Raw genomic sequence first — 18995 nt, 5'->3', positions numbered from 1 at the left:
GGGAGGCGGGTGGGTTGGCAGAGGCAGTGGGTGAGGGGTGGGTCGAGTGCCGGGGCGGCGCGTCTTGGGGGCCCGGCGCGGGGGCGAAGGTGTCTCGCGGAGGCATGGAGGAGGAGGTTCGGGAACGGGAGGAGTCGGCTGGGGCGTGCGTCTCGGGAGAGGGGTTCGCGGGTGGGGCGGCGGGCTCCGGCGAGAGGATTGGGGCGGCGCGTCGGACGGCTTCAGCTCGGGGGCGCGGGCCGGCGGAGGTGTCCGCCGAGAGGTCGGCACGGTCCGGCGTGGGGGCGACGGCCTGCGGCGCTGAAGGCGGGAACGACGTGGGCGCCGGGGAGGTGGTGGCGTAGGGCTCGGACGGTACGCGTGAGCGTGAGGACAGCTGAGGCAGGTCGGACCGCGGGGGCAGGTCGGTGGACTTCGGCGGCATGCCTGTGGGTTTCGGCGGCAGTTCGTCAGTTGCCGGCCGCTTCGCTGCGGGCCTCGGCGAGTGCTCATCGGATGCCGGCCGCATCTCTGAGGGGCCCGGCGAGAACTCGTCTGACGCCGACCGCATCCCTGAAGGCTTCTGCGGCAGCTCAACGGACGCCGGCCGCCTCTCTGAGGGCTTCCGCAGCGGCTCGCCGGACACCAGCCGCTTGCTGGATGGCTTCCGCGGCAGCTCAGCAGGCGCCGACGGCGCGTCTGAGAGCGTCAGCGGCAGCTCGGCAGCCGCAGGCCGCTCGTCTGAAAAGCTCGGGGGAAGCTCACCTGACGGCATCAGCGGCAGACCGTCAGCCCGCGACAGCACGCCTGACGGCCTGAGCGGCGACTCGCTCGGCGCCAACGGCGTGCCTGAGGGCTTCGGCGGCAGCCCACTGGACGCCAGACCCTTCTCTGAGAGCCTTGGCGGCAGCTCAGCCGCCCGCTCGAAGGACAGCGCTTCAGCCCCTGACAACGCATCACCTGCCGACCTCAGCGGCAACTTCCTCGGCGGCGACGGCCTGCCTGAAGGCTCCGGCGGCAGCCCACTGGACGCCAGACCCTTCTCTGAGACACCCGGCGGGAGGTCGCCCGACTGCTTCAGAGGCAGTTCGTCAGCCCCCCACAATGCATCTGACGGCCTGAGCGACGGCTCCGCCGACGCCGACGGCCTGCCAGAAGACTTCAGCGGCATCTCGCCGAAAGCCAAACCCTTCTCCCGGGAGCCCGGCGGAAGTTCACGCGCCCGCTTCAAGGGCAGCTCGTCACCCCCCGACAGCACTCCTGGCCGCCTCAGCGGCGTCTCCACCGAGACCGTCGGCTCGCCTGAGGGCTTGTCCGGAGGGCTCACCGGCTCGGGCTGCGTAGCTGCGGATTGCGTCGACCGGCGGTCCGTCCTCAGCCGCGCGGCTGAGGACCCCGCCGACAGATCGTCGCCCTCGGGCCGCAGAGCTGCGGACTTCGGAGAAGTTCCCTCGGATTGCGACCGCACTGGGGCAGATGGCTGCGAGAAACCCTGGCGCTCCGATCCCGCCGCCGCAGCCCTCGGCGACAAATCCTCTCGCTCAGGCTCCGCAACCACGGATCCCGGCGGCAGGCCCTTGGAAGCCGACCTCACTGGGACAGGCCCCGGCGACAGAGCATCGCCCTCTGGCTTCACAGCCGCAGCCCCCGGCAAAGGCCCCCTGGACTCCGACCCCACAGGCAGGCCACCAGGCCCCGGCCCCATAGGCGCAGTTCCCGGCGACGAGCCCTGGCGCTCCGCCTTCACCGCCGCAGACCCGGGCGACGAACCCTGACGCACCGATTCCACCGTCGCGGATCCCGACGACGTGCCCTGACGCTCCGACCCCACCACCGCGGCCCCCGGCGCCAAACCCTCCCGCTCGGGCTGCACCACCGTGAACCCCGGCGTCAGGCTCGCGGACTCCGACCGCACACCGACCGACCCCGGCGGCAAACCTTCACCCTTTGACCCCGCCGCCCCCGCCCCCGGCGAAGGCCCCCCAGCCTCCGTCCCCGCAGCAGCGATCCCCGCAGGCGGTGCCTCAGCCTTCGCCCCCACATCCCTGAGCCTCGAAGGCGCACCCTCACTGTCCGACCCCACTGCCGCAGAACCTGACGACGAGCCCTCTGGCTTCGCTTGTTCAGCTGCGGGGTCAGAGGAAAGACGACCGAGCCCCGGCTGCCGCCCGGCCCCAGACGTCGGCGACGGACCGCGAGACGGCAGCGACTCCGCCGAAGCGGTCCGGTGCTGAGCGGCGGCTTCGTCGGCCGGTAGTGGGCCGAGACTGTGTGATGCCGTGGCCGACCCGTGCGGCAACGGGCCAGAGGACGAATCGTCGTAGGAGCCAGACGGCCCGTCCGCCGCACTGGGTACCGGACCGGCGACCGTGGAAGCCTCTTCCGCCGGACGCGCCGCGCCCTCTCTCTCCCGCACCTGACCAGGCCGCGACGGCGTTTCCGAGCCGCCCACACCGCCCCGCGGCAACACGTCCGACCCCGGCAGACCCCACCCGGGAGTGGCTGACCGACCCGCTTCTCCACCCGCCGAAGGCATCGTGACCTCGCCTCGGCCGACGACGCCTGCTCCGGTCGTACGACTGTGCGGTTCCCTTCCCGGAACCTGCCCCGGCGTCATCGCCTGCCTCTGCCCACCACCCCGCACGGCGTCCGACGCGGAATCCCCGGCTCCCGCCGCACTCTCACCATGCCTCGGCGCGTCCCCGGCACCGCCGAGCCGACGAGTCCCACCCGGCGCCGCCGGGCCCATGGGTTCAACCTCTCCCTCACCCTCATCACCCCCCGGCGTCCACATCGACTCCAACTCAGACACGGCCGACACCACACTCCCCGCAGCCCCCGCCACAGCCGCGGTGCCGCCGACGACCTCCACCCCCCGGCCCGCCGATCCCGATGTCAATCCCCGTCCCGCTTCCGCTTCGCTCTCCTCCCACCCCTCATCAACCACCTGCCCACCGGGCAACCGCGGTGCCGCGGGGTCGAAGACGTTGGGTGCCAGGGGCCGCAGCCACGGTCCCGGTGCCCCGAGCAGCCGGGCCACGAAGTCGCTCATTCCGCGGTCGCCTCCAGGTAGAACTGCCGCCGCACCGGGCTGACGGCCAGCGCGTCGGCCTCCGACCAGCCGTAGGCCCGGGCCAGGGCGTGCACCTCGTGCAGCAGCCGGTGTGCGTAGCCGCTGACGTCGGTCCACAGGTGGTCGGCGATGTCGAGCGGCGCCTCCCACCGGTGCTCGCACTGCGGGCAGTCCAGCGTGAACAACGGATCCGCGCCGGGGTCCAGGCCGGGCAGCCTGCGGGCGATCTCCTCCAGGACCTGGTCCGGGATCTCGCCTTCGCTCGGGGAGACGTCGACCACGCAGCGCCGCAGCAGCAGCTGGCGGGCGCGGGGCGCGGCGGGGTCGACGGACCGTACGTCGCGGGCGGTGAGCGCGCGGAAGGTGATCTCCATGCCGTGCGCGGTCAGCGTCGCCGTGGCGGGTTCGGCCCGTTCACGGGTAGCCGGGGCGGCCCGTGAGGCCCACTGCGCCCACAACTCGCCCGTGGAGACGGTGACATCGAGGCTCTCACCGCACTGGGGGCAGTCGGTGACGCAGGGCAGCCGGTGGCCGAACGCACCGGACCGCAGTTCCAGCAGCAGGGCGTTGAGGGCGCTGAGCGGCAGGTCCGCGACGTCGTGACCCGCGGGCGCCGCCATCGAGGCGAGCAGCAGGGCCCGGACCGCCGGCGTGCGGCCGAGCCCGCTCTCCCACACGTCGAGGACGTTCGCCTCCGTCAGCGACCGCGGCACGGCTCATCACCCGGCGATGTCGGTGAACTGGGAGTCCTCGGGTGGGCTGGTCTTCTCCCGCACCCAGCCGTGGTGCTCCACGGTGATGCGTTCGAAGGCGACCCCGGCGGACCCGGCGTCGAGTTCGGGCAGTCCCTGGTACTCCGACACCCAGGCCTCGCGGACGGAGTAGGACAGCACCTGCTTTCCGGCCTCGTCGAAGACGTCGATGATGAGGTCCCGGCGGAAGTCCTTGAGGGAGGTCTCCAGGCCGCCGGCGGAGTTGCGGAGGCTCCAGATGCGGTTGGCCCACTCCTCGAAGGCGGTGTCGACGGTGCATCCGCGTTCCAGGGTGATGGCCTCGTACTCGGTGCGGCCCGGCAGTTTCCGGCTGGTGCCGGGGTCGCCACCGTCGCGGTGACGGATGACCTCGGTCGTCCGCTTGAGCCCGCTGACCTTGCTGATTCCCGCGATGTAGGCGGTCTCCCCGCTGAACTTGACCTTGAAGCGGAAGTTCTTGAAGGGGTCCCGGCGCGTCACTTCCGGCATCGTCGTCCTCCTAGACCTGGATCTGGCCGGCGAGCTGCTGGATGTGGACGATCACGAACTCGGCGGGCTTGAGCGGTGCGAAGCCGACCTGGATGTTGACGATTCCGCGGTCGATGTCGTTCTGCGGGTTGGTGTCCTTGTCGCACTTGACCAGGTAGGCCTCCTGGGGGGTGCGGCCCTGGAAGGCGCCCGCGCGGAACAGGGAGTTCATGAAGGCGCCGACGTTGAGGCGGATGGACGCCCACAGCGGCTCGTCGTTGGGTTCGAACACCACCCAGTGGGTGCCGCGGAACAGGCTCTCCTCGATGAAGAGGGCGAGCCGGCGCACCGGGAGGTACTTCCATTCGTCGGCGAGCCGGTCGGCGCCGCGCAGGGTGCGCGCTCCCCAGGCGACCGGGCCCGCGGCGGGCAGGCGGCGCAGGCAGTTGACGCCGAGCGGGTTGAGCCGGCCGATCTCCAGGTCGGTCAGCGGCACCTCGAGTTCGCTGACGCCGTTGAGTGAGGCGTCGGTGCCCGCGGGCGCCTTCCACACTCCGCGCTGGACATCGGTGCGGGCCAGCACGCCGGCCATCACGCCGGACGGCGGGAAGGCCCGCAGGGCGCCCTGGCGCAGGGGGTCGGGGGCGAGGATCTGGGGGTAGTAGACGGCGGCGTTCTTGCCGGAGTCCCCGACCTCGACCGCGTCGATCTTCTCCACCACGAAGCTCACGGCGTCGGCCGAGGAAGCGGGTTGTGCCGGGTCCCATGCGGGTGGCGGGTCGACCAGCAGAATGGCCCGCCGGTCGACGCACAGTTCCAGCGCGGCTGTCCGGAGATCTTTCGTGTCGCCGCCCTTGACCGCCAGATGCTGGGCGAGCCAGTGCATGTCGGGAAGGCAGAGGATGTTGAAGATGTCGGTCTTCAGGAGCTGGTGCAGGCCCGTCTTCTTCTGCGGGCTGCCCAAGTAGTCGGTCAGCCCCAGGGAGGTCCGCTCGTCCTCTTCCGGCTTCCGTGCGGTCTCCTGTTCCGGGGCGTAGTACAGCGGCCGGGTGTCACCCCGTGCGACCTGGTTGGACTCCAGGCTGAACGGGTCGACGCCTGCCTTCTCCGGCAGCCCGTTCGCCTCGGGAATCGCGTCGAGCGGGGCGTCCGTGTCGACCCGGACCAACCGCGAGGTCTTCAGCAGGTCGGCGAGGTTACGGGGGTGGTCGGAGCGCACGCTGACGTTGAGGTACCTCTCCTCGGCGCCGGTCTCCATGTCACGGACGGTCAGGTTGAACAGTTCCCGCCGGGCCTTCGGGAGGTCCGGTCCTTCGGACGTGTCGTAGTCGACACGTGCCCGCAGACTCCGTCCCCACCGCCCGGGCGAGGCGGCGACGAGGCCGGGCGCGGTGGAACGGGGCCGGTTGCCGGAACGCTCGGTGGCGGCCGTCTCTCCCGCTCCCTTTCCGCCCTTCCTCTTGTCATCGGCCGCCGCGTCTCCGCCCTCGCCTTCGGCTGCTGCGTCCCCGCCGTCGTTCCCCTTGGGGGGCGCGGCGGCCGGGCGGGCCGGGGTCTCCTTGGGGGACGTACTCGGCCCGAGCGGCAGACGGACGGGCTTCTCGTCCTCCTTGACCACCCGGACGATCTCGGCCTCACTGCCCCCGTTCAGATAGAACTGGTAGACGGCGTAGCTCATCGGGCAGTTGGCCTGGAGCCCGCCGAAGGCGGCCTCGTAGTCGGCCCAGCCCGTGATGTGTACGGGCCGGTCGGCGGGACCGCGTGGCGCGTAGCCGACGAAGGCGGCGACCGATGTCGGTACGCCCGTGATCGTCCGTACGGAACTCTTGACCTCGTCGATGTAGACGCCCGGGTAGGTGACGTTCACGGGCATGCCAGCCTCTTTCTCTCCACGCCGAACGGGAGCGACGCCGCTCGTGGTCCACGATCACCGTATGCAGACAATCCGGACATCGCGCTCCGGGGAGCGGTCCGACTGCTTCGATCAGGTGAGGATGATCGTCTGATCAGACCGGTCTGGGCGGGGCAAGGCAGGGCAGGGCATGACCGCCGTGCCCGCGAATTCGGCGCGGGACGCGTCGAGCGCGCGCCCCGCACCCCTCGTCAGCCGAGGAAGCTGAGCCGGACCTTCCGGTTCGGGTTGTCCCGGTTGGTGTCCACCAGACACACCGACTGCCAAGTGCCCAGCTCCAGGCGGCCGTCGAGCACCGGCAGGGTGGCGTGCGGCGGGACGAAGGCGGGCAGGACGTGGTCGCGGCCGTGGCCGGGGCTGCCGTGGCGGTGCTGCCACCGGTCGTCGGCGGGGAGCAGGGTGTGCAGGGCGGCGAGCAGGTCGTCGTCGCTGCCCGCGCCCGTCTCGATGATCGCGATGCCGGCGGTGGCGTGCGGGACGAAGACGTTGAGGAGGCCGTCGCGCCCGGCGGCCGCTTCCTGGAGGAAGGCCTCGCAGTCGCGGGTGAGGTCGACGACGGTCTCCGCGGAGCCGGAGGCGATGTTCAGCACTCGGGTCGTGAACGCATCTGACATGCCCCCATCCTGACCCATCCGCCCCCCATCCTGACCTATCCGCCCCGCGCCCGTGCCCCACGACCGCCCCAGGACCACCCGGCTTCCGATATCGCGAGTCCAGCGAGCGAGACGTCCGCCGACCGTCGCAGCTCGGCCTCCTCGACGCCCTGGGCCGGGAACGGCGCGGGGCCCCGATGACCGGCCGAGACCACTGCGGGAAGATCCATGACCTCACCCCTGTTGGTAGAAGCGTGAACAACACACGCGAGGTCGAGGTAGTCGTCATAGGCGCAGGTCAGGCCGGACTTGCCGGCGCCTATCACCTGCGCCGGACCGGTTTCGAGCCGGACCGCGACTTTGTGGTGCTGGACCACTCCCCCGGCCCGGGCGGCGCCTGGCAGTTCCGGTGGCCGTCCCTGACGTACGGCAAGGTGCACGGGATGCACGCGCTGCCGGGGATGGAGCTGACGGGGGCCGATCCGGCGCGGCCGTCGGCGGAGGTCATCAGCGAGTACTTCGCCACGTACGAGCGGGCCTTCGACCTGCGGGTGCGGCGGCCCGTCGACGTACGGGCCGTCCGGGAAGGCCCGGACGGGCGGCTGCTGGTGGAGACCTCGGCGGGGACCTGGGCGACGCGGGCGCTGATCAACGCGACCGGCACCTGGGACCGGCCCTTCTGGCCGCGCTATCCCGGCCAGGAGTCCTTTCGCGGGCGGCAGTTGCACACCGCTCAGTACCCGGGGCCCGAAGAGTTCGCCGGGCAGCGGGTGATCGTGGTCGGCGGGGGCGCCTCCGGCACGCAGCATCTGCTGGAGATCGCGCCGTACGCGGCGGCCACCACCTGGGTGACGCGGCGGCCGCCGGTCTTCCGGGAGGGGCCGTTCGACGAGAACGCGGGCCGCGCGGCAGTCGCGCTGGTCGAGGAGCGGGTGCGGCAGGGGCTGCCGCCGAAGAGTGTGGTGTCGGTCACCGGGCTCCCGCTGAACGACGCGATCCGGCAGGGGCTGGCCGACGGGGTCCTCGACCGGCAGCCGATGTTCGACCGGATCACCCCGGACGGGGTGGCGTGGCAGGACGGGCGGCACGTGGAAGCCGACGTGATTCTCTGGGCGACCGGGTTCCGCGCCGCGATCGACCATCTGACGCCGCTGAGACTGCGGGAGCCGGGTGGCGGCATCCGCGTCGAGGGGACGCGCGCGGTCGTCGATCCGCGCGTTCATCTGGTCGGCTACGGTCCGTCGGCGAGCACCATCGGCGCCAACCGGGCGGGCCGCGCCGCCGTACGGGACATCAGGAGACTGCTCGACGGGGAACCGGTCCCGGCGTGATGTCCCGCCGGGCGCCGGCTCACCCGTTCGGGCTCTGGCTCTTCCGCGCGGCATCGGCGCTCTTCCGCCGCGCTTCGAACTCGGCCAGATTGCGCTGGTGCTCTTCGTACTCGGCGGTGAAGCGGGTGTCGCCCGGCTTGACCGTGACGTAGTACAGCCAGTCGCCCGGCGTCGGGCTGATCGCGGCCCGCACCGCCTCCTCGCCCGGGTTGTCGATCGGGGTGGGCGGCAGGCCCATGCGCTGGTACGAGTTGTAGGGGCTGTCGATGCGGGTGTCCTCCAGCGTGGTCGACGCCGGTGCCCGGTCGAGGGCGTAGTTGATGGTGGAGTCCATCTGCAGGGGCATGCCGCGTTCCAGCCGGTTGAAGATCACCCGGGCCACCTTGCCCATGTCGGCCTTGGTGGCGGCCTCGGCCTGGACGAGGCTGGCGATGGTGACGGCCTGGTAGACGTTCATGGCGTTGCGCTGGGCGCCGGCGGCGATCGGGGCGCCGTTGAACTTCTTGTTCCCGGTGTCGACCATCGCCGTCAGCAGTTCCTCGGGCGTGGTCTTCTCCGCCAGCGGATACCTCGCCGGGAAGAGGTAGCCCTCCGGGTTGCCCTCGGCGTCGATCGGCAGCTTGAGGTCGGCCTTGTCCAGGGACTTCTTGGTGGCGCCCGGGGGCAGTTCGAGGGCCTTGTCGACGGCCGCGTAGACCTGGGCGGCGCGCCAGCCCTCGCGGATGACGAGGGAGGTGGGCTTCTTCTCCTCCTCCTGGTCCTGGACGGTCAGCAGCGGCACCGCCACGGCGGTGCCGGCCACGACGGCTCCGGTCGCGATGAGGGCCAGGCGGCCCCGGCGCGTCAGTCGGATCGTTTTCCGTGACGGAGTGTTCATCTGCATGCGGGCACGGTAACCCGCACATCGTCACAAACCCGGCATACTCCGGCATATCTTCATCTTGTCGGCTCCAGTTGGGCGTCCCTGCGCACCAGCGCCGCGTAGCGCCCGTCCAGCGCCAGCAGCTGCTCGTGCGTGCCCCGTTCGGCCGCGCGGCCGGAGTCGAGCACCACGATCTGGTCGGCACCCCGGACGGTGGACAGGCGGTGCGCGATGGTGAGCGTGGTACGGCCCGCCGAGAGCGCGTCGATCGCCTGCTGCACCGCGTGCTCGGTGCCGGTGTCCAGGGCGCTGGTCGCCTCGTCGAGGATCAGCACCGGCGGATCGCGCAGGATGGTGCGGGCGATGGCCAGCCGCTGCTTCTCGCCGCCCGAGAACCGGTGGCCGCGCTCGCCGACCACGGTGTCGTACCCGTCGGGCAGGGCCGCGATGTGGTCGTGGATCTGGGCGGCGCGGGCCGCCTCGTGCAGTTCCTCGTCGGTGGCGTCGGGCTTGGCGAAGCGCAGGTTGTCGGCGACGGTCGCGTGGAACAGGTACGTCTCCTGGGAGACCACGCCGACCGCGCGGGCGAGGGTGTCGAAGTCGAGGTCGCGCACGTCGACGCCGTCGAGGGTGACCCGGCCGCCCGTGACGTCGTACAGCCGGGGCACCAGGTAGCCGAGGGTGGACTTGCCGGCACCGGTCGGGCCGACGATGGCGAGACTGCCGCCGGCCGGGACGGTGAGGTCGATGCCGTCGAGGACGGGGGCGCCCTGGTCGTCGTAGCGGAACTCGACGTTCTCGAAGCGGACCTCGCCCTTGACCTTGTCGAGACGGACCGGGCTCTCCCGCTCGGTGATGTCGATCGGCAGGTCGAGGTACTCGAAGATGCGCTGGAAGAGCGCCAGCGAGGTCTGGATCTGCACGCCGGTGCCGAGCAGGCTGACCGTCGGACGGAACAGGCCCTGCTGGAGGGAGACGAAGGCGACGATCGTGCCTAGGGAGACGTCCGGACCGCCGAGGGCCAGGGCGAGGCCGGCGGTCCAGTAGATGACGGCGGGCAGGGCGGCCATGACGATCGTGATCACCGCCATCCGCCAGCGGCCCGCCATGTTGGACCGGACCTCCAGGTCGACCAGGCGCTCCGACTCGTCGGCGAACGACTTCGTCAGCGACTCCGCGCGGCCCATGGTGCGGCCGAGCAGGATGCCGCTGACCGACAGCGACTCGGTGACCGTGGCGGCCATGGTGGCCATCTGTTTCTGGCGCTGGGTGGTGATCTTCCGGCGCTCGTTGCCCACCCGGCGGCTGATCCACACGAAGACCGGCAGCAGGATCAGCGAGACCACGGTCAGCCGCCAGTCCAGGGCGATCATCGCGACGATCGTGGCGATCACGCCGGTGAGGTTGGAGACCAGCGAGGTCGCGGTGGAGGTGACGGTGGCCTGCATGCCGCCGATGTCGTTGGCGATGCGGGACTGGACCTCGCCGGTGCGGGTGCGGGTGAAGAACGCCAGCGACATACGCTGCAGGCGGCCGTAGACCGCGGTGCGCAGATCGTGCATGACCCGCTGCCCGACCGTGGTGGAGACCAGGGTCTGCAGCACGCCGAAGACGCTGGTGAGGACGGCGCTGAGGATCATCCCCAGCGCGAGCAGGGTGAGCAGGCCGGTGCGCTGCTGCGGGATCGCGACGTCGAGGATCGCCTTCAGCAGGAACGGCGTGGCCACCGAGACCACGGACGAGGCGCCGACCAGCAGGCCGACGACGGCGAGACGGCCGCGGTAGGGGCGGAAGAGCGCGAGGATGCGGCGCACCTGCCGGGGTTGTTCCTTGGCGTCGGCGGTCGGGCTCCAGGCGGGTTCGTTGTCGGGGTGCATGGGCTCCTACGGAGGGACGGGACCGATTGAGGATCGTAGCTCATTGTTACCTATACTCACAATGAACGGTGTCCTGATATTGTTCCCGTATGACCACGCCCGATCCCGACGCCCTGCTCGCCGAGCAGCTGCTGCGGCTCACCCGCCGGGTGCACCGCATCCAGAAGCGTCATCTGGAACAGCGCGGCCTGGGTATCACCCCCGCCCAGTCCCGGCTGCTGCGCACGCTCGCGCACTATGGCTCGCCGCCCCGCATGGCCGACCTCGCGGAGCGCCTGGAGGTCGTGCCGCGGGCCGTGACGACGCTGGTCGACGGGCTGGAGGCAAGCGGCAAGGTGCGCCGGGTGCCGGATCCGGCGAACCGGCGGGTGATCCGCATAGAGCTGACCGACGACGGCCGCGAGGCGCTGCGCGAACTGCGGGGCGCGCGGCGTTCCGCGGCCGACGAGATCCTGGCGCCACTGTCGGATGATCAGCGGAGCATGCTCGAGGGGTTGCTGGACACGTTGGTGGACGGGGGCGGCGAGCGGAGCTGCTGAAACCTTTCTCGCTCGTCTCGGCAGCTTCGCCTCAGCAGTCGGCCCGGTCCTCCGTGAGCACGCCCTGAACGGTCGTGAGCGTACGGCCGTAGCACCCGGACCGGCCCGCCTGCGATCCGTACAGCCGGTAGCGCTCGCTCGTCGTGCCGACCGCGTGCCGCTGGTCGCGCGGTACGTTCGCGGTGTAGGTGGCGTCACCGGTGTAGGTGTCGTCGAGCCGTGACCAGGCGGTGCGCCGGCCGCCCTGCGCGGTGACGGCCGTGGCCCGGTCGCCGAGGGTCAGCACGGTGCGGAGCCGGTCCCCCGCGCCGAGCGTGGTCGTGCCGTCCATCGTGTACGTCCGCTCGGTGCGCGTGGAACGGGCCGGTCCGCGTCCGTCGACGGTCACGGTCTCGGCGTCGCTCCACTCGGCGTCGAGCGCGTCCGTGCTCTCGCCGTCGGTCCAGCGGTGCGTGGAGGTGTGGGCCAGGGTGCGGCTGACGGTGGTGGTGACCCGGCCGTGCGAGGTGTCGACGTACCCGGAGACGGTCAGCCGGCCGCCGCCCACGGTGTCCACGCGGTGCTCATGGTCCTCCGAACCCGGCGTGTACGTCGAGGAGTTCACCGGAGCGCCCGCCTGGGAGGTGACGAGCCCGCCCGGCACGTGAGCGCGCTTCTCGTCCTGCCAGACCAGGACGTTGACGGGGGTGCTCCAGCCGTCGCGGCCCTCGGGCAGGCCGGCGACGGAGACCTCGATCCGGTGCGGGCGGCCGTCGTTGAGGAGTCCGGCGAAGGGGGTGAGGTCGTAGGTGAGGGGCTTGACGTCGAAGGCGCGCGGGCCCGGGACGACGTACCAGAGGAAGGGGTTGGACCAGCCGCCGGTCCACACGGTCGGGAACGGCGCGGCGATTCCGGCCGGTTGCCCGTCGACCCGGATCCGCACCTCGCGGTACGGGCCGTCGTCGGCCTGGCAGGAGTAGGGCGCGGCGGGCGGCACCGTCAGGTACCAGTACTCCTCGCAGCCGCCGCCGGAGCCCGTGGCGTACACCTCGGCGATGACGCGTTCGCTGTTGCGCGGGGTGGTGAGGGTCGAGTCGGCGCTGAGGGTGAGGACGCGGTCGGGTATGCCCCGGTCGGCCACTGCCGGTTCGGCGGGGCCGGCGGTGTGGTCGTCGCGGCCGTCGGCGTAGAAGGTCAGCGTGACCTCGACGTCGATGACGCCCGTGTACGTGTCGTCGACGACGTTGCCGATCAGCATCTCGACGTCCTGGGCGCGGCGGAGGGTGGGGGTGTAGCGGGTGACGTCCTTCTCGACGGACCACTCGATGCCGTCCGGTGACGGCTGCGGGGTCGAGGTGCGGAAGATCTCGACGCCACCGACGCTGACGTATCCCAGACGGTCGTACTGACGGCCTTTCACGTTGCCGTCGAGGCGCAGGACCACCTTGCTCCAGCGGTCGCCGCAGTCGTCGGGCGGGGTGTAGGTGCCGCGGTAGGGGGTGAAGTCGCGGAACCGGGCCTCGGCGAGGGTCACTTCGCAGGACTTGGTGTCCGGCCTGGGGACGGGCGGTGCGGCGGTGACCGGGTCGTGCCAGTCGGTGCCGAATTCGGCGGGCACGTCGGCCGCCCGGGCACCGGTCGCGCCGACCAGGGTGCCGGCCAGGAGGGCCGCTCCGGTGAGCATGGACATGATAAACCGGCTTCTCATGGCGGGTGTTCTACGGGAGTTCGGCGGCACCCCGCAACGAGGCCCCCTCGGCCACCCGTCGGCCACCTCCCGCCCCTCCCGCCACCACCCGCCACTCATCACCCGGCCACGGGTTGCCTGTTTCGTGCGCTCCGGTGGAAAAGCGCTTGCTATCGGCCTGCGCCGGACGTCAACCTTGCACGGTTTGCTGTCGCCGTTCATCCCTTGACACGAGCCCCTGGGACGTCATGCAGATCCAAGACCTTCCGTTCCCCGACCCGGGTGTGCCGGACGCGCGCTCGGGGCCCCGATTCCTGTGGTGGCTCGGCCGGAACCAGCTGGGCGGCCAGCTGAAGTCGCTGGCCTGGGGCCTGTTGCACTTCCTCTCCGTCTCCATGCTGCCGTTCTGCGTCGGGATCGCCGTCGAGGCCGTCGTCGACCGCTCCGGCTCCCGGCTCGCGCTCGCGGGCGGACTGCTGGCGCTGTGCGGGATCGGCGTCGCGGTCGGCGACACCTTCCTGCACCGGGCCGCCGTCACCAACTGGATCACCGCGGCCGCCCGCGTCCAGCAGCTGCTGGCCCGCAAGGCCGCACAGCTCGGCTCGGCACTGACCCGGCGGGTCGCGGCCGGTGAGGTGGTGGCCGTCTCCACCGGTGACGTGGAGAAGATCGGCTGGTTCGTGGAGGCCGTGTCCCGGTTCACCGCCGCCGCCCTCACCGTCGTGCTGGTCGCCGTCGGTCTGGTCGTCTACCAGCCCGCGCTCGGAGTCGTCGTCGCGATCGGCCTGCCCGTGTTGGCACTCGCGGTACTGCCGCTGCTCCCCCGCGCGACCCGACGGGCCGACGTCCAGCGCGAGAAGGCGGGGCGGGCCACCGAACTGGCCTCCGACACCGTGGCGGGCCTGCGGGTGCTGCGCGGCATCGGCGGCGAGGAACTGTTCCTGGACCGCTACCGCCGCGCCTCCCAGGAGGTCCGCCACGCGGCCGTGCGCAGCGCCCGCATGTGGTCACTGATCTCCGCGATCCAGGTGCTGCTGCCGGGACTGCTGCTCGTCACGGTCGTCTGGTACGGCGTCCACCTGGCCCGTGAGGGCCGGATCAGCGTCGGCGAACTGGTCACCGTCTACAGCTCCGTCATGATCATGACCTACCCGCTGCGGCACTTCGAGGAGATCGCGATGGCGTACTCCTTCTCGCGCCCCTCGGCCCGGCGGGCCGCGCGCGTGCTGTCGCTGGAGCGGGCCACCGACACCGAGGGATCACGCGCCGCCGAACTGCCGGCCGGAGACCTGTACGACCCGGTCACCGGTCTGCTCGCCCCCGCCGGCCGGTTCACCGCGGTGGTCTGCGGCGACCCGGACGCGGCCGGACGGCTGGCGGAGCGGCTGGGCGGGCACTCCTCCGAGGCGGGCACGTCCGCCCTGCTCGGCGGGGTGCCGCTCGACGAACTGCCGCTCGACTCCGCCCGCACGGCCGTCCTCGTCCAGGACAAGGACCCGGTGCTCCTCTCGGGCACCCTGCGGGACCTGCTCGACGTGCCTGCCTCGGGCGTGGTCGGCGCCGCCGCGGCGCTGGCGGCCGCACAGTGCGAGGACGTACTGGCCGCCCTCGTGCAGGGTTCGCTCGGAGCCGACGACCCGATGGACGCCCGGATCACCGAACGCGGCCGGTCCCTGTCGGGCGGCCAGCGCCAGCGGCTGGCACTCGCCCGGTCGCTGCTCACCGACCCCGAGGTGCTGGTGCTGGACGAGCCGACGTCGGCCGTCGACTCCCACACCGAGGCGCGGATCGCCGAGGGTCTGCGGGACCTGCGGGACGGCCGTACGACGGTCGTGTTCACCTCCTCGCCGCTGCTGCTGGACCGCGCGGACCGGGTGGTGCTGGTGCACGAGGGCGAGGCCGCGGCGGTCGGGACGCACCGGGAGCTGGTGCACGAGGAGCCGCGGTACCGCGCGGTGGTGACCCGCGAGACGGACGAGGAGACGGACGAGGAGCAGGCCTCGGCCGGTGACGTCCTCGACGAGCTGGATGAGCTGGACGAGTTGAACAAGTTGAGCAAGTTGGACGAGCTCGAAGAGATCGAGGAGACCGCATGATCGGCGTGGCGCCACCGGCCTACGACCCGGCGGCCCCGACGACGGCGAACACCCTGCCCGTCGGCGCCCCCGCGACCGTCCGCGCCTACGTGGCCGAACTGTTCCGCCGGCACCGCCGTGCCTTCCTGCTGCTCATCGGCGTGAACACGGTCGCCGTGGTCGCCTCCATGGCGGGCCCGTACCTGCTGGGCGGGCTCGTCGAGCGGGTGTCGGACGGCGACCGGGAACTGCGGCTCGGGCTCACGGCGACGCTGTTCCTCGTGGCCCTGCTCGTGCAGGCCGCGTTCGTCCACCAGGTACGGCTGCGCGGAGCGATGCTCGGCGAGCGGATGCTGGCCGATCTGCGCGAGGACTTCCTCGTCCGCTCGGTCGGCCTGCCGCCGGGCGTCCTGGAACGGGCCGGCACGGGCGATCTGCTCTCCCGGATCACCACCGACATCGACCGGCTCGCCAACGCCATGCGCGAGGCCGTGCCCCAGCTGGCGATCGCCGTGGTGTGGGCGGTTCTGCTGCTCGGCGGACTGGTCGTCACCGCGCCCCCGCTGGGCGCCGCCGTGCTGCTCGCCCTGCCGCTGCTGGTGGCCGGCTGCCGCTGGTACTTCCGCCGGGCGCCCTCCGCCTACCGCTCCGAGGCCGCCGGGTACGCCGCCGTGGCCGCCGCGCTCGCCGAGACCGTGGACGCCGGCCGCACCATCGAGGCGCACCGGCTGGGCCGGCGGCGCATCGAGCTGTCGCAGCGGCGGATCCGCGAGTGGACCGCCTGGGAGCGGTACACCTTGTGGCTGCGGTCGGTGCTCATCCCGGTCATCAGCCTCACCCACGTGACGATCCTCGGCTCGGTCCTCATGGTCGGTGGTGTCTTCGTCCTGCAGGGCTGGATGGGCGTCGGGCAGCTCACCACGGGCGCGCTGATCGCCCAGATGCTGGTCGACCCGGTCGGGCTGATCCTTCGCTGGTACGACGAACTCCAGGTCGCCCAGGTTTCGCTGGCCCGGCTGGTCGGGGTCCGGGACATCGAGCCGGACGCCGGTGACGCGTCGGTGGTGCCGGACGGCCGCGACGTGCACGCCGACCAGGTGCGCTTCGGCTACCTGGAGGGCGTCGACGTCCTGCGCAAGGTGTCCCTGGAGGTCGCCCCCGGCACCCGGATGGCACTGGTGGGCCCCTCGGGCGCGGGCAAGTCCACCCTGGGCCGGCTGCTCGCCGGGATCTACGCGCCCCGCGACGGCCGGATCACCCTCGGCGGCGCCGAGCTGTCCCGGATGCCGGCCGAGCGGGTCCGCTCCCACGTGGCCCTGGTCAACCAGGAGCACCACGTCTTCGTGGGCTCCCTGCGCGACAACCTGCTGCTCGCCCGCACGGACGCCGCGGACGCCGAGCTGTGGGCGGCGCTCGGCGCGGTGGACGCCGACGGGTGGGCGCGGGCCCTGGACGACGGCCTGGACACCGAGGTCGGCTCGGGCGGACTCGCGCTCACCCCGGCGCAGGCCCAGCAGATCGCCCTGGCCCGCCTGGTGCTGGCCGACCCGCACACACTGGTGCTGGACGAGGCGACGTCCCTGCTCGACCCGCGCGCCGCCCGCCACCTGGAACGGTCCCTGGCCCGCGTCCTGGACGGCCGTACCGTCGTCGCCATCGCCCACCGGCTGCACACCGCCCACGACGCCGACGTCATCGCCGTCGTCGAGAACGGCCGTATCAGCGAACTGGGCAGCCACGCGGAACTGGTCGCCGCGAACGGGGCGTACGCGGCGCTGTGGAGGTCCTGGCACGGGTGAGCCGCTCGTCCCACGGGGCGTCCCACGGGGGCTGAGCCCCATCACGTCCGCCGGGGCTGGGGCTGCCGGTGCCGGGGCGTTCGTATCCGGTGCAGCCGCGTTCCGAGCGGCCGCGTTCGGTGCCGGCCGGCGTGCCGACCGGGTGGCCGGCCTCAGCTCGCCGAGCGTGCGGGGAACCGTCCTGGAGCCCCGGCGGCCGCCTCCCGGCCCCTTGCCGTTGCGCGGTTCCGAACAGGGGTGGAAGGCTGGATAGCGGCGGCACCGGCTCGGGGGCACGCTCGCGGTCCCCGGCGGGCAGAGCCTGTGCCCCCGGCACGGACGGTCGCGGTCCGCCGCCCGACGCGGTGAGAACGACCCCGTCCCCACCTTCTGGAGGTTCCCGTGAACAGCGCCGACGGATGGGGAGACGACGTCTACCAGCCCGACGCGTCCGACCAGCGCGAGGACACCGGGCTGCTCGACGCGGAGGACACCCTCGAGTACGACGGTGTCGAGGATCCCCTCGACCGGGGCTGGTCCCCTCCGGAGCGGCCGTGGGCCGTGGAGCACACCGGTGTCACGGCGGCCGAACGTCAGGCCGGTGAGACCCTGGACCAGCGGCTGGCGGAGGAGCAGCCCGAGCTCACCGCCCCGGACGGCGACGGCCTCGGAGACAGCACGGAGACGGACGGGGAACTCCTGGACAACGAGGTCGGTGCCGCCCGCTCGGGCCGTCTCGTCGCCCCCGACGAAGGCGCGCACGAGGACGAGGAGGCCGCGCTGGTCGCCACGGACGTCGGTATCGACGGCGCCGCCGCCTCCGCCGAGGAGGCCGCGGTGCACATCGTCGACGAGGAGTCCCTGTCCGGCTGACCGACCGGCCGACCGGCCGGCCGCCCCCGCCGTCCTCGGCCCCTCTCCCCTGCCACCGCCCCACCAGGAGCAGCCATGCAGCAGGACAAGCACCCCGAGTACCACCCCGTCGTCTTCCGCGACCGGGCCGCCGGCTACGCCTTCCTCACCCGGTCCACGGCGACCAGCGACCAGACCATCGACTGGGACGACGGCGAGACCTACCCGGTCGTGGACGTGGAGATCTCCTCCGAGAGCCACCCCTTCTACACCGGCAAGGCCCGCACGGTGGACACGGAGGGCCGCATCGCCCGCTTCGAGCGGCGCTACGGCGAGAGCACCGGGCAGAGCTGAGCCGGACGCGTCGGCCCGCCGGGCGGCGGCGCGCCTCGGATGACGTTGAGTGCGGCGGCGCCGCCCACTCCCCCGAGCAGCATGAACGCCGGCATCAGCACCTTCAGCTCGACCCAGCTGCCCGCCCGGAAGCGCATCGCCCTGGGCGGGCCCACCGGGTACCAGCGCTTGCGCCCGATCGGGATGGGCCACAGGATCGGGCAGCCCGAGACGGTCAGCGCGTCCCCGATGTCGTGCACCAGCGCGCCCAGCACGATCGGCAGCCCCAGCCACAGGTACTCCTGACCGGGCCCGGTGAACAGCCAGTCCGACCCGTTGCCCGGCTTGTCCAGCACCCCGGCGAGGATCCACGCGCTGGTCGCGGCCAGCAGCCACACCAGGACGTCGCTGCTGGATCCCCGGGCCGCCCGCCACAGCAGCCCCTCGATCGCCAGCACCATGTGCACGAAAAGCAGCGCCAGCACCGCCCAGCGCCCGCCGGTGATCGCCAGCGCCGAGGCGCCACCGCCGATCAGCACCGCCCACACCCAGGTGTGCGTCAGCGTGCGGTGCCCCCCGGAGCGACGCGGGTCCCCCTGCTTCCTGGTGGACTTGTAGACCGCGTACGACAGCTTGTCGACGATCTCGCACAGGCCGCGTGAGAGGGGGCCGAAGGCGCGTGAGATGGTCGCCGCCTTGTGGTCGAGGTCGGGGGCGAGAGCGGCCCCGGCGCAGATCAGCGCTCCGGCCAGCAGCACCGGCCAGGGCATGGTGTGCCCCGCTGCGGCGGCGGCCGCCCCCACGCCGAGCCAGGCCGCGGCACCGGAGAGTGAGTGTGCTGGTCCCATCATCGCCGTTGCCCGCCCTGTTGCTCGTGTGCCGCTGTCCAGTTGACCCGCCGCGCT

At 72.2% G+C, this 18995-nt stretch carries 13 protein-coding genes and 1 pseudogene; 6 read left to right on the top strand and 8 right to left on the bottom strand.

What is annotated here, in order from left to right; translation table 11 throughout:
- Nucleotides 1–3027 precede the first annotated feature (3027 nt).
- The 4 genes from AMK31_RS28995 to AMK31_RS28980 form a co-directional block, all read right to left on the bottom strand.
- Complete coding sequence (locus AMK31_RS28995) at nucleotides 3028–3765, bottom strand: hypothetical protein (protein WP_073943626.1); 738 nt, start codon at nucleotides 3763–3765, stop codon at nucleotides 3028–3030.
- Between the two features lie 6 nt (nucleotides 3766–3771).
- Complete coding sequence (locus AMK31_RS28990; RefSeq protein WP_073943625.1) at nucleotides 3772–4293, bottom strand: phage tail protein; 522 nt, start codon at nucleotides 4291–4293, stop codon at nucleotides 3772–3774.
- 10 nt (nucleotides 4294–4303) lie between these two features.
- Entirely contained in the window at nucleotides 4304–6145 is a 1842-nt protein-coding gene (locus AMK31_RS28985; RefSeq protein ID WP_073943624.1) for a phage tail sheath family protein, read from the bottom strand.
- Between the two features lie 230 nt (nucleotides 6146–6375).
- Entirely contained in the window at nucleotides 6376–6798 is a 423-nt protein-coding gene (locus tag AMK31_RS28980) for a secondary thiamine-phosphate synthase enzyme YjbQ (RefSeq protein ID WP_073943623.1), read from the bottom strand.
- A 233-nt stretch (nucleotides 6799–7031) separates the two neighbouring features.
- On the opposite strand from AMK31_RS28980, the gene AMK31_RS28975 reads away from it, so the two are divergent.
- The gene (locus tag AMK31_RS28975; protein WP_073943622.1) at nucleotides 7032–8108 is read left to right on the top strand and encodes an NAD(P)-binding domain-containing protein; all 1077 of its coding nucleotides are present in this window, start codon (nucleotides 7032–7034) and stop codon (nucleotides 8106–8108) included.
- A gap of 19 nt (nucleotides 8109–8127) precedes the next feature.
- Here the strand turns inward: AMK31_RS28975 and mltG are convergent, their stop codons facing one another.
- Nucleotides 8128–8991 (bottom strand): endolytic transglycosylase MltG, encoded by an 864-nt coding sequence (gene mltG, locus AMK31_RS28970; RefSeq protein WP_073943621.1) that lies wholly within the window; start codon nucleotides 8989–8991, stop codon nucleotides 8128–8130.
- A gap of 53 nt (nucleotides 8992–9044) precedes the next feature.
- The gene (locus AMK31_RS28965; protein ID WP_073943620.1) at nucleotides 9045–10847 is read right to left on the bottom strand and encodes an ABC transporter ATP-binding protein; all 1803 of its coding nucleotides are present in this window, start codon (nucleotides 10845–10847) and stop codon (nucleotides 9045–9047) included.
- 89 nt (nucleotides 10848–10936) lie between these two features.
- Between AMK31_RS28965 and AMK31_RS28960 the strand changes: the two genes are divergently transcribed.
- Complete coding sequence (locus AMK31_RS28960) at nucleotides 10937–11386, top strand: MarR family winged helix-turn-helix transcriptional regulator (RefSeq protein WP_073943619.1); 450 nt, start codon at nucleotides 10937–10939, stop codon at nucleotides 11384–11386.
- 31 nt (nucleotides 11387–11417) lie between these two features.
- On the opposite strand, the gene AMK31_RS28955 is transcribed toward AMK31_RS28960, so the two are convergent.
- Nucleotides 11418–13073 (bottom strand): peptide-N4-asparagine amidase, encoded by a 1656-nt coding sequence (locus tag AMK31_RS28955; RefSeq protein WP_073943618.1) that lies wholly within the window; start codon nucleotides 13071–13073, stop codon nucleotides 11418–11420.
- Between the two features lie 227 nt (nucleotides 13074–13300).
- Here AMK31_RS28955 and AMK31_RS28950 point away from each other — a divergent pair, with 227 nt between their 5' ends.
- From AMK31_RS28950 to AMK31_RS28935, 4 genes are all read left to right on the top strand, one after another.
- Entirely contained in the window at nucleotides 13301–15148 is a 1848-nt protein-coding gene (locus AMK31_RS28950) for an ABC transporter transmembrane domain-containing protein (protein ID WP_073943617.1), read from the top strand.
- The gene (locus AMK31_RS28945) at nucleotides 15145–16926 is read left to right on the top strand and encodes an ABC transporter ATP-binding protein (RefSeq protein ID WP_073943616.1); all 1782 of its coding nucleotides are present in this window, start codon (nucleotides 15145–15147) and stop codon (nucleotides 16924–16926) included. Before AMK31_RS28950 ends, AMK31_RS28945 begins: the two co-directional genes overlap by 4 nt.
- 381 nt (nucleotides 16927–17307) lie before the next feature.
- The gene (locus tag AMK31_RS28940) at nucleotides 17308–17778 is read left to right on the top strand and encodes a DUF5709 domain-containing protein (RefSeq protein WP_073943615.1); all 471 of its coding nucleotides are present in this window, start codon (nucleotides 17308–17310) and stop codon (nucleotides 17776–17778) included.
- A gap of 75 nt (nucleotides 17779–17853) precedes the next feature.
- The gene (locus AMK31_RS28935) at nucleotides 17854–18111 is read left to right on the top strand and encodes a type B 50S ribosomal protein L31 (protein WP_073943614.1); all 258 of its coding nucleotides are present in this window, start codon (nucleotides 17854–17856) and stop codon (nucleotides 18109–18111) included.
- A 38-nt stretch (nucleotides 18112–18149) separates the two neighbouring features.
- On the opposite strand, the pseudogene AMK31_RS28930 reads toward AMK31_RS28935, so the two are convergent.
- Nucleotides 18150–18941, bottom strand: a pseudogene (locus AMK31_RS28930) (metal-dependent hydrolase); the annotation flags it as partial.
- Between the last annotated feature and the right edge of the window lie 54 nt (nucleotides 18942–18995).

It is taken from the genome of Streptomyces sp. TSRI0107, from assembly GCF_001905845.1.
Classification (GTDB): domain Bacteria; phylum Actinomycetota; class Actinomycetes; order Streptomycetales; family Streptomycetaceae; genus Streptomyces.
Note: the sequence above shows the minus strand (reverse complement) of the source record. Positions and strands in the feature narration are given on the sequence as shown.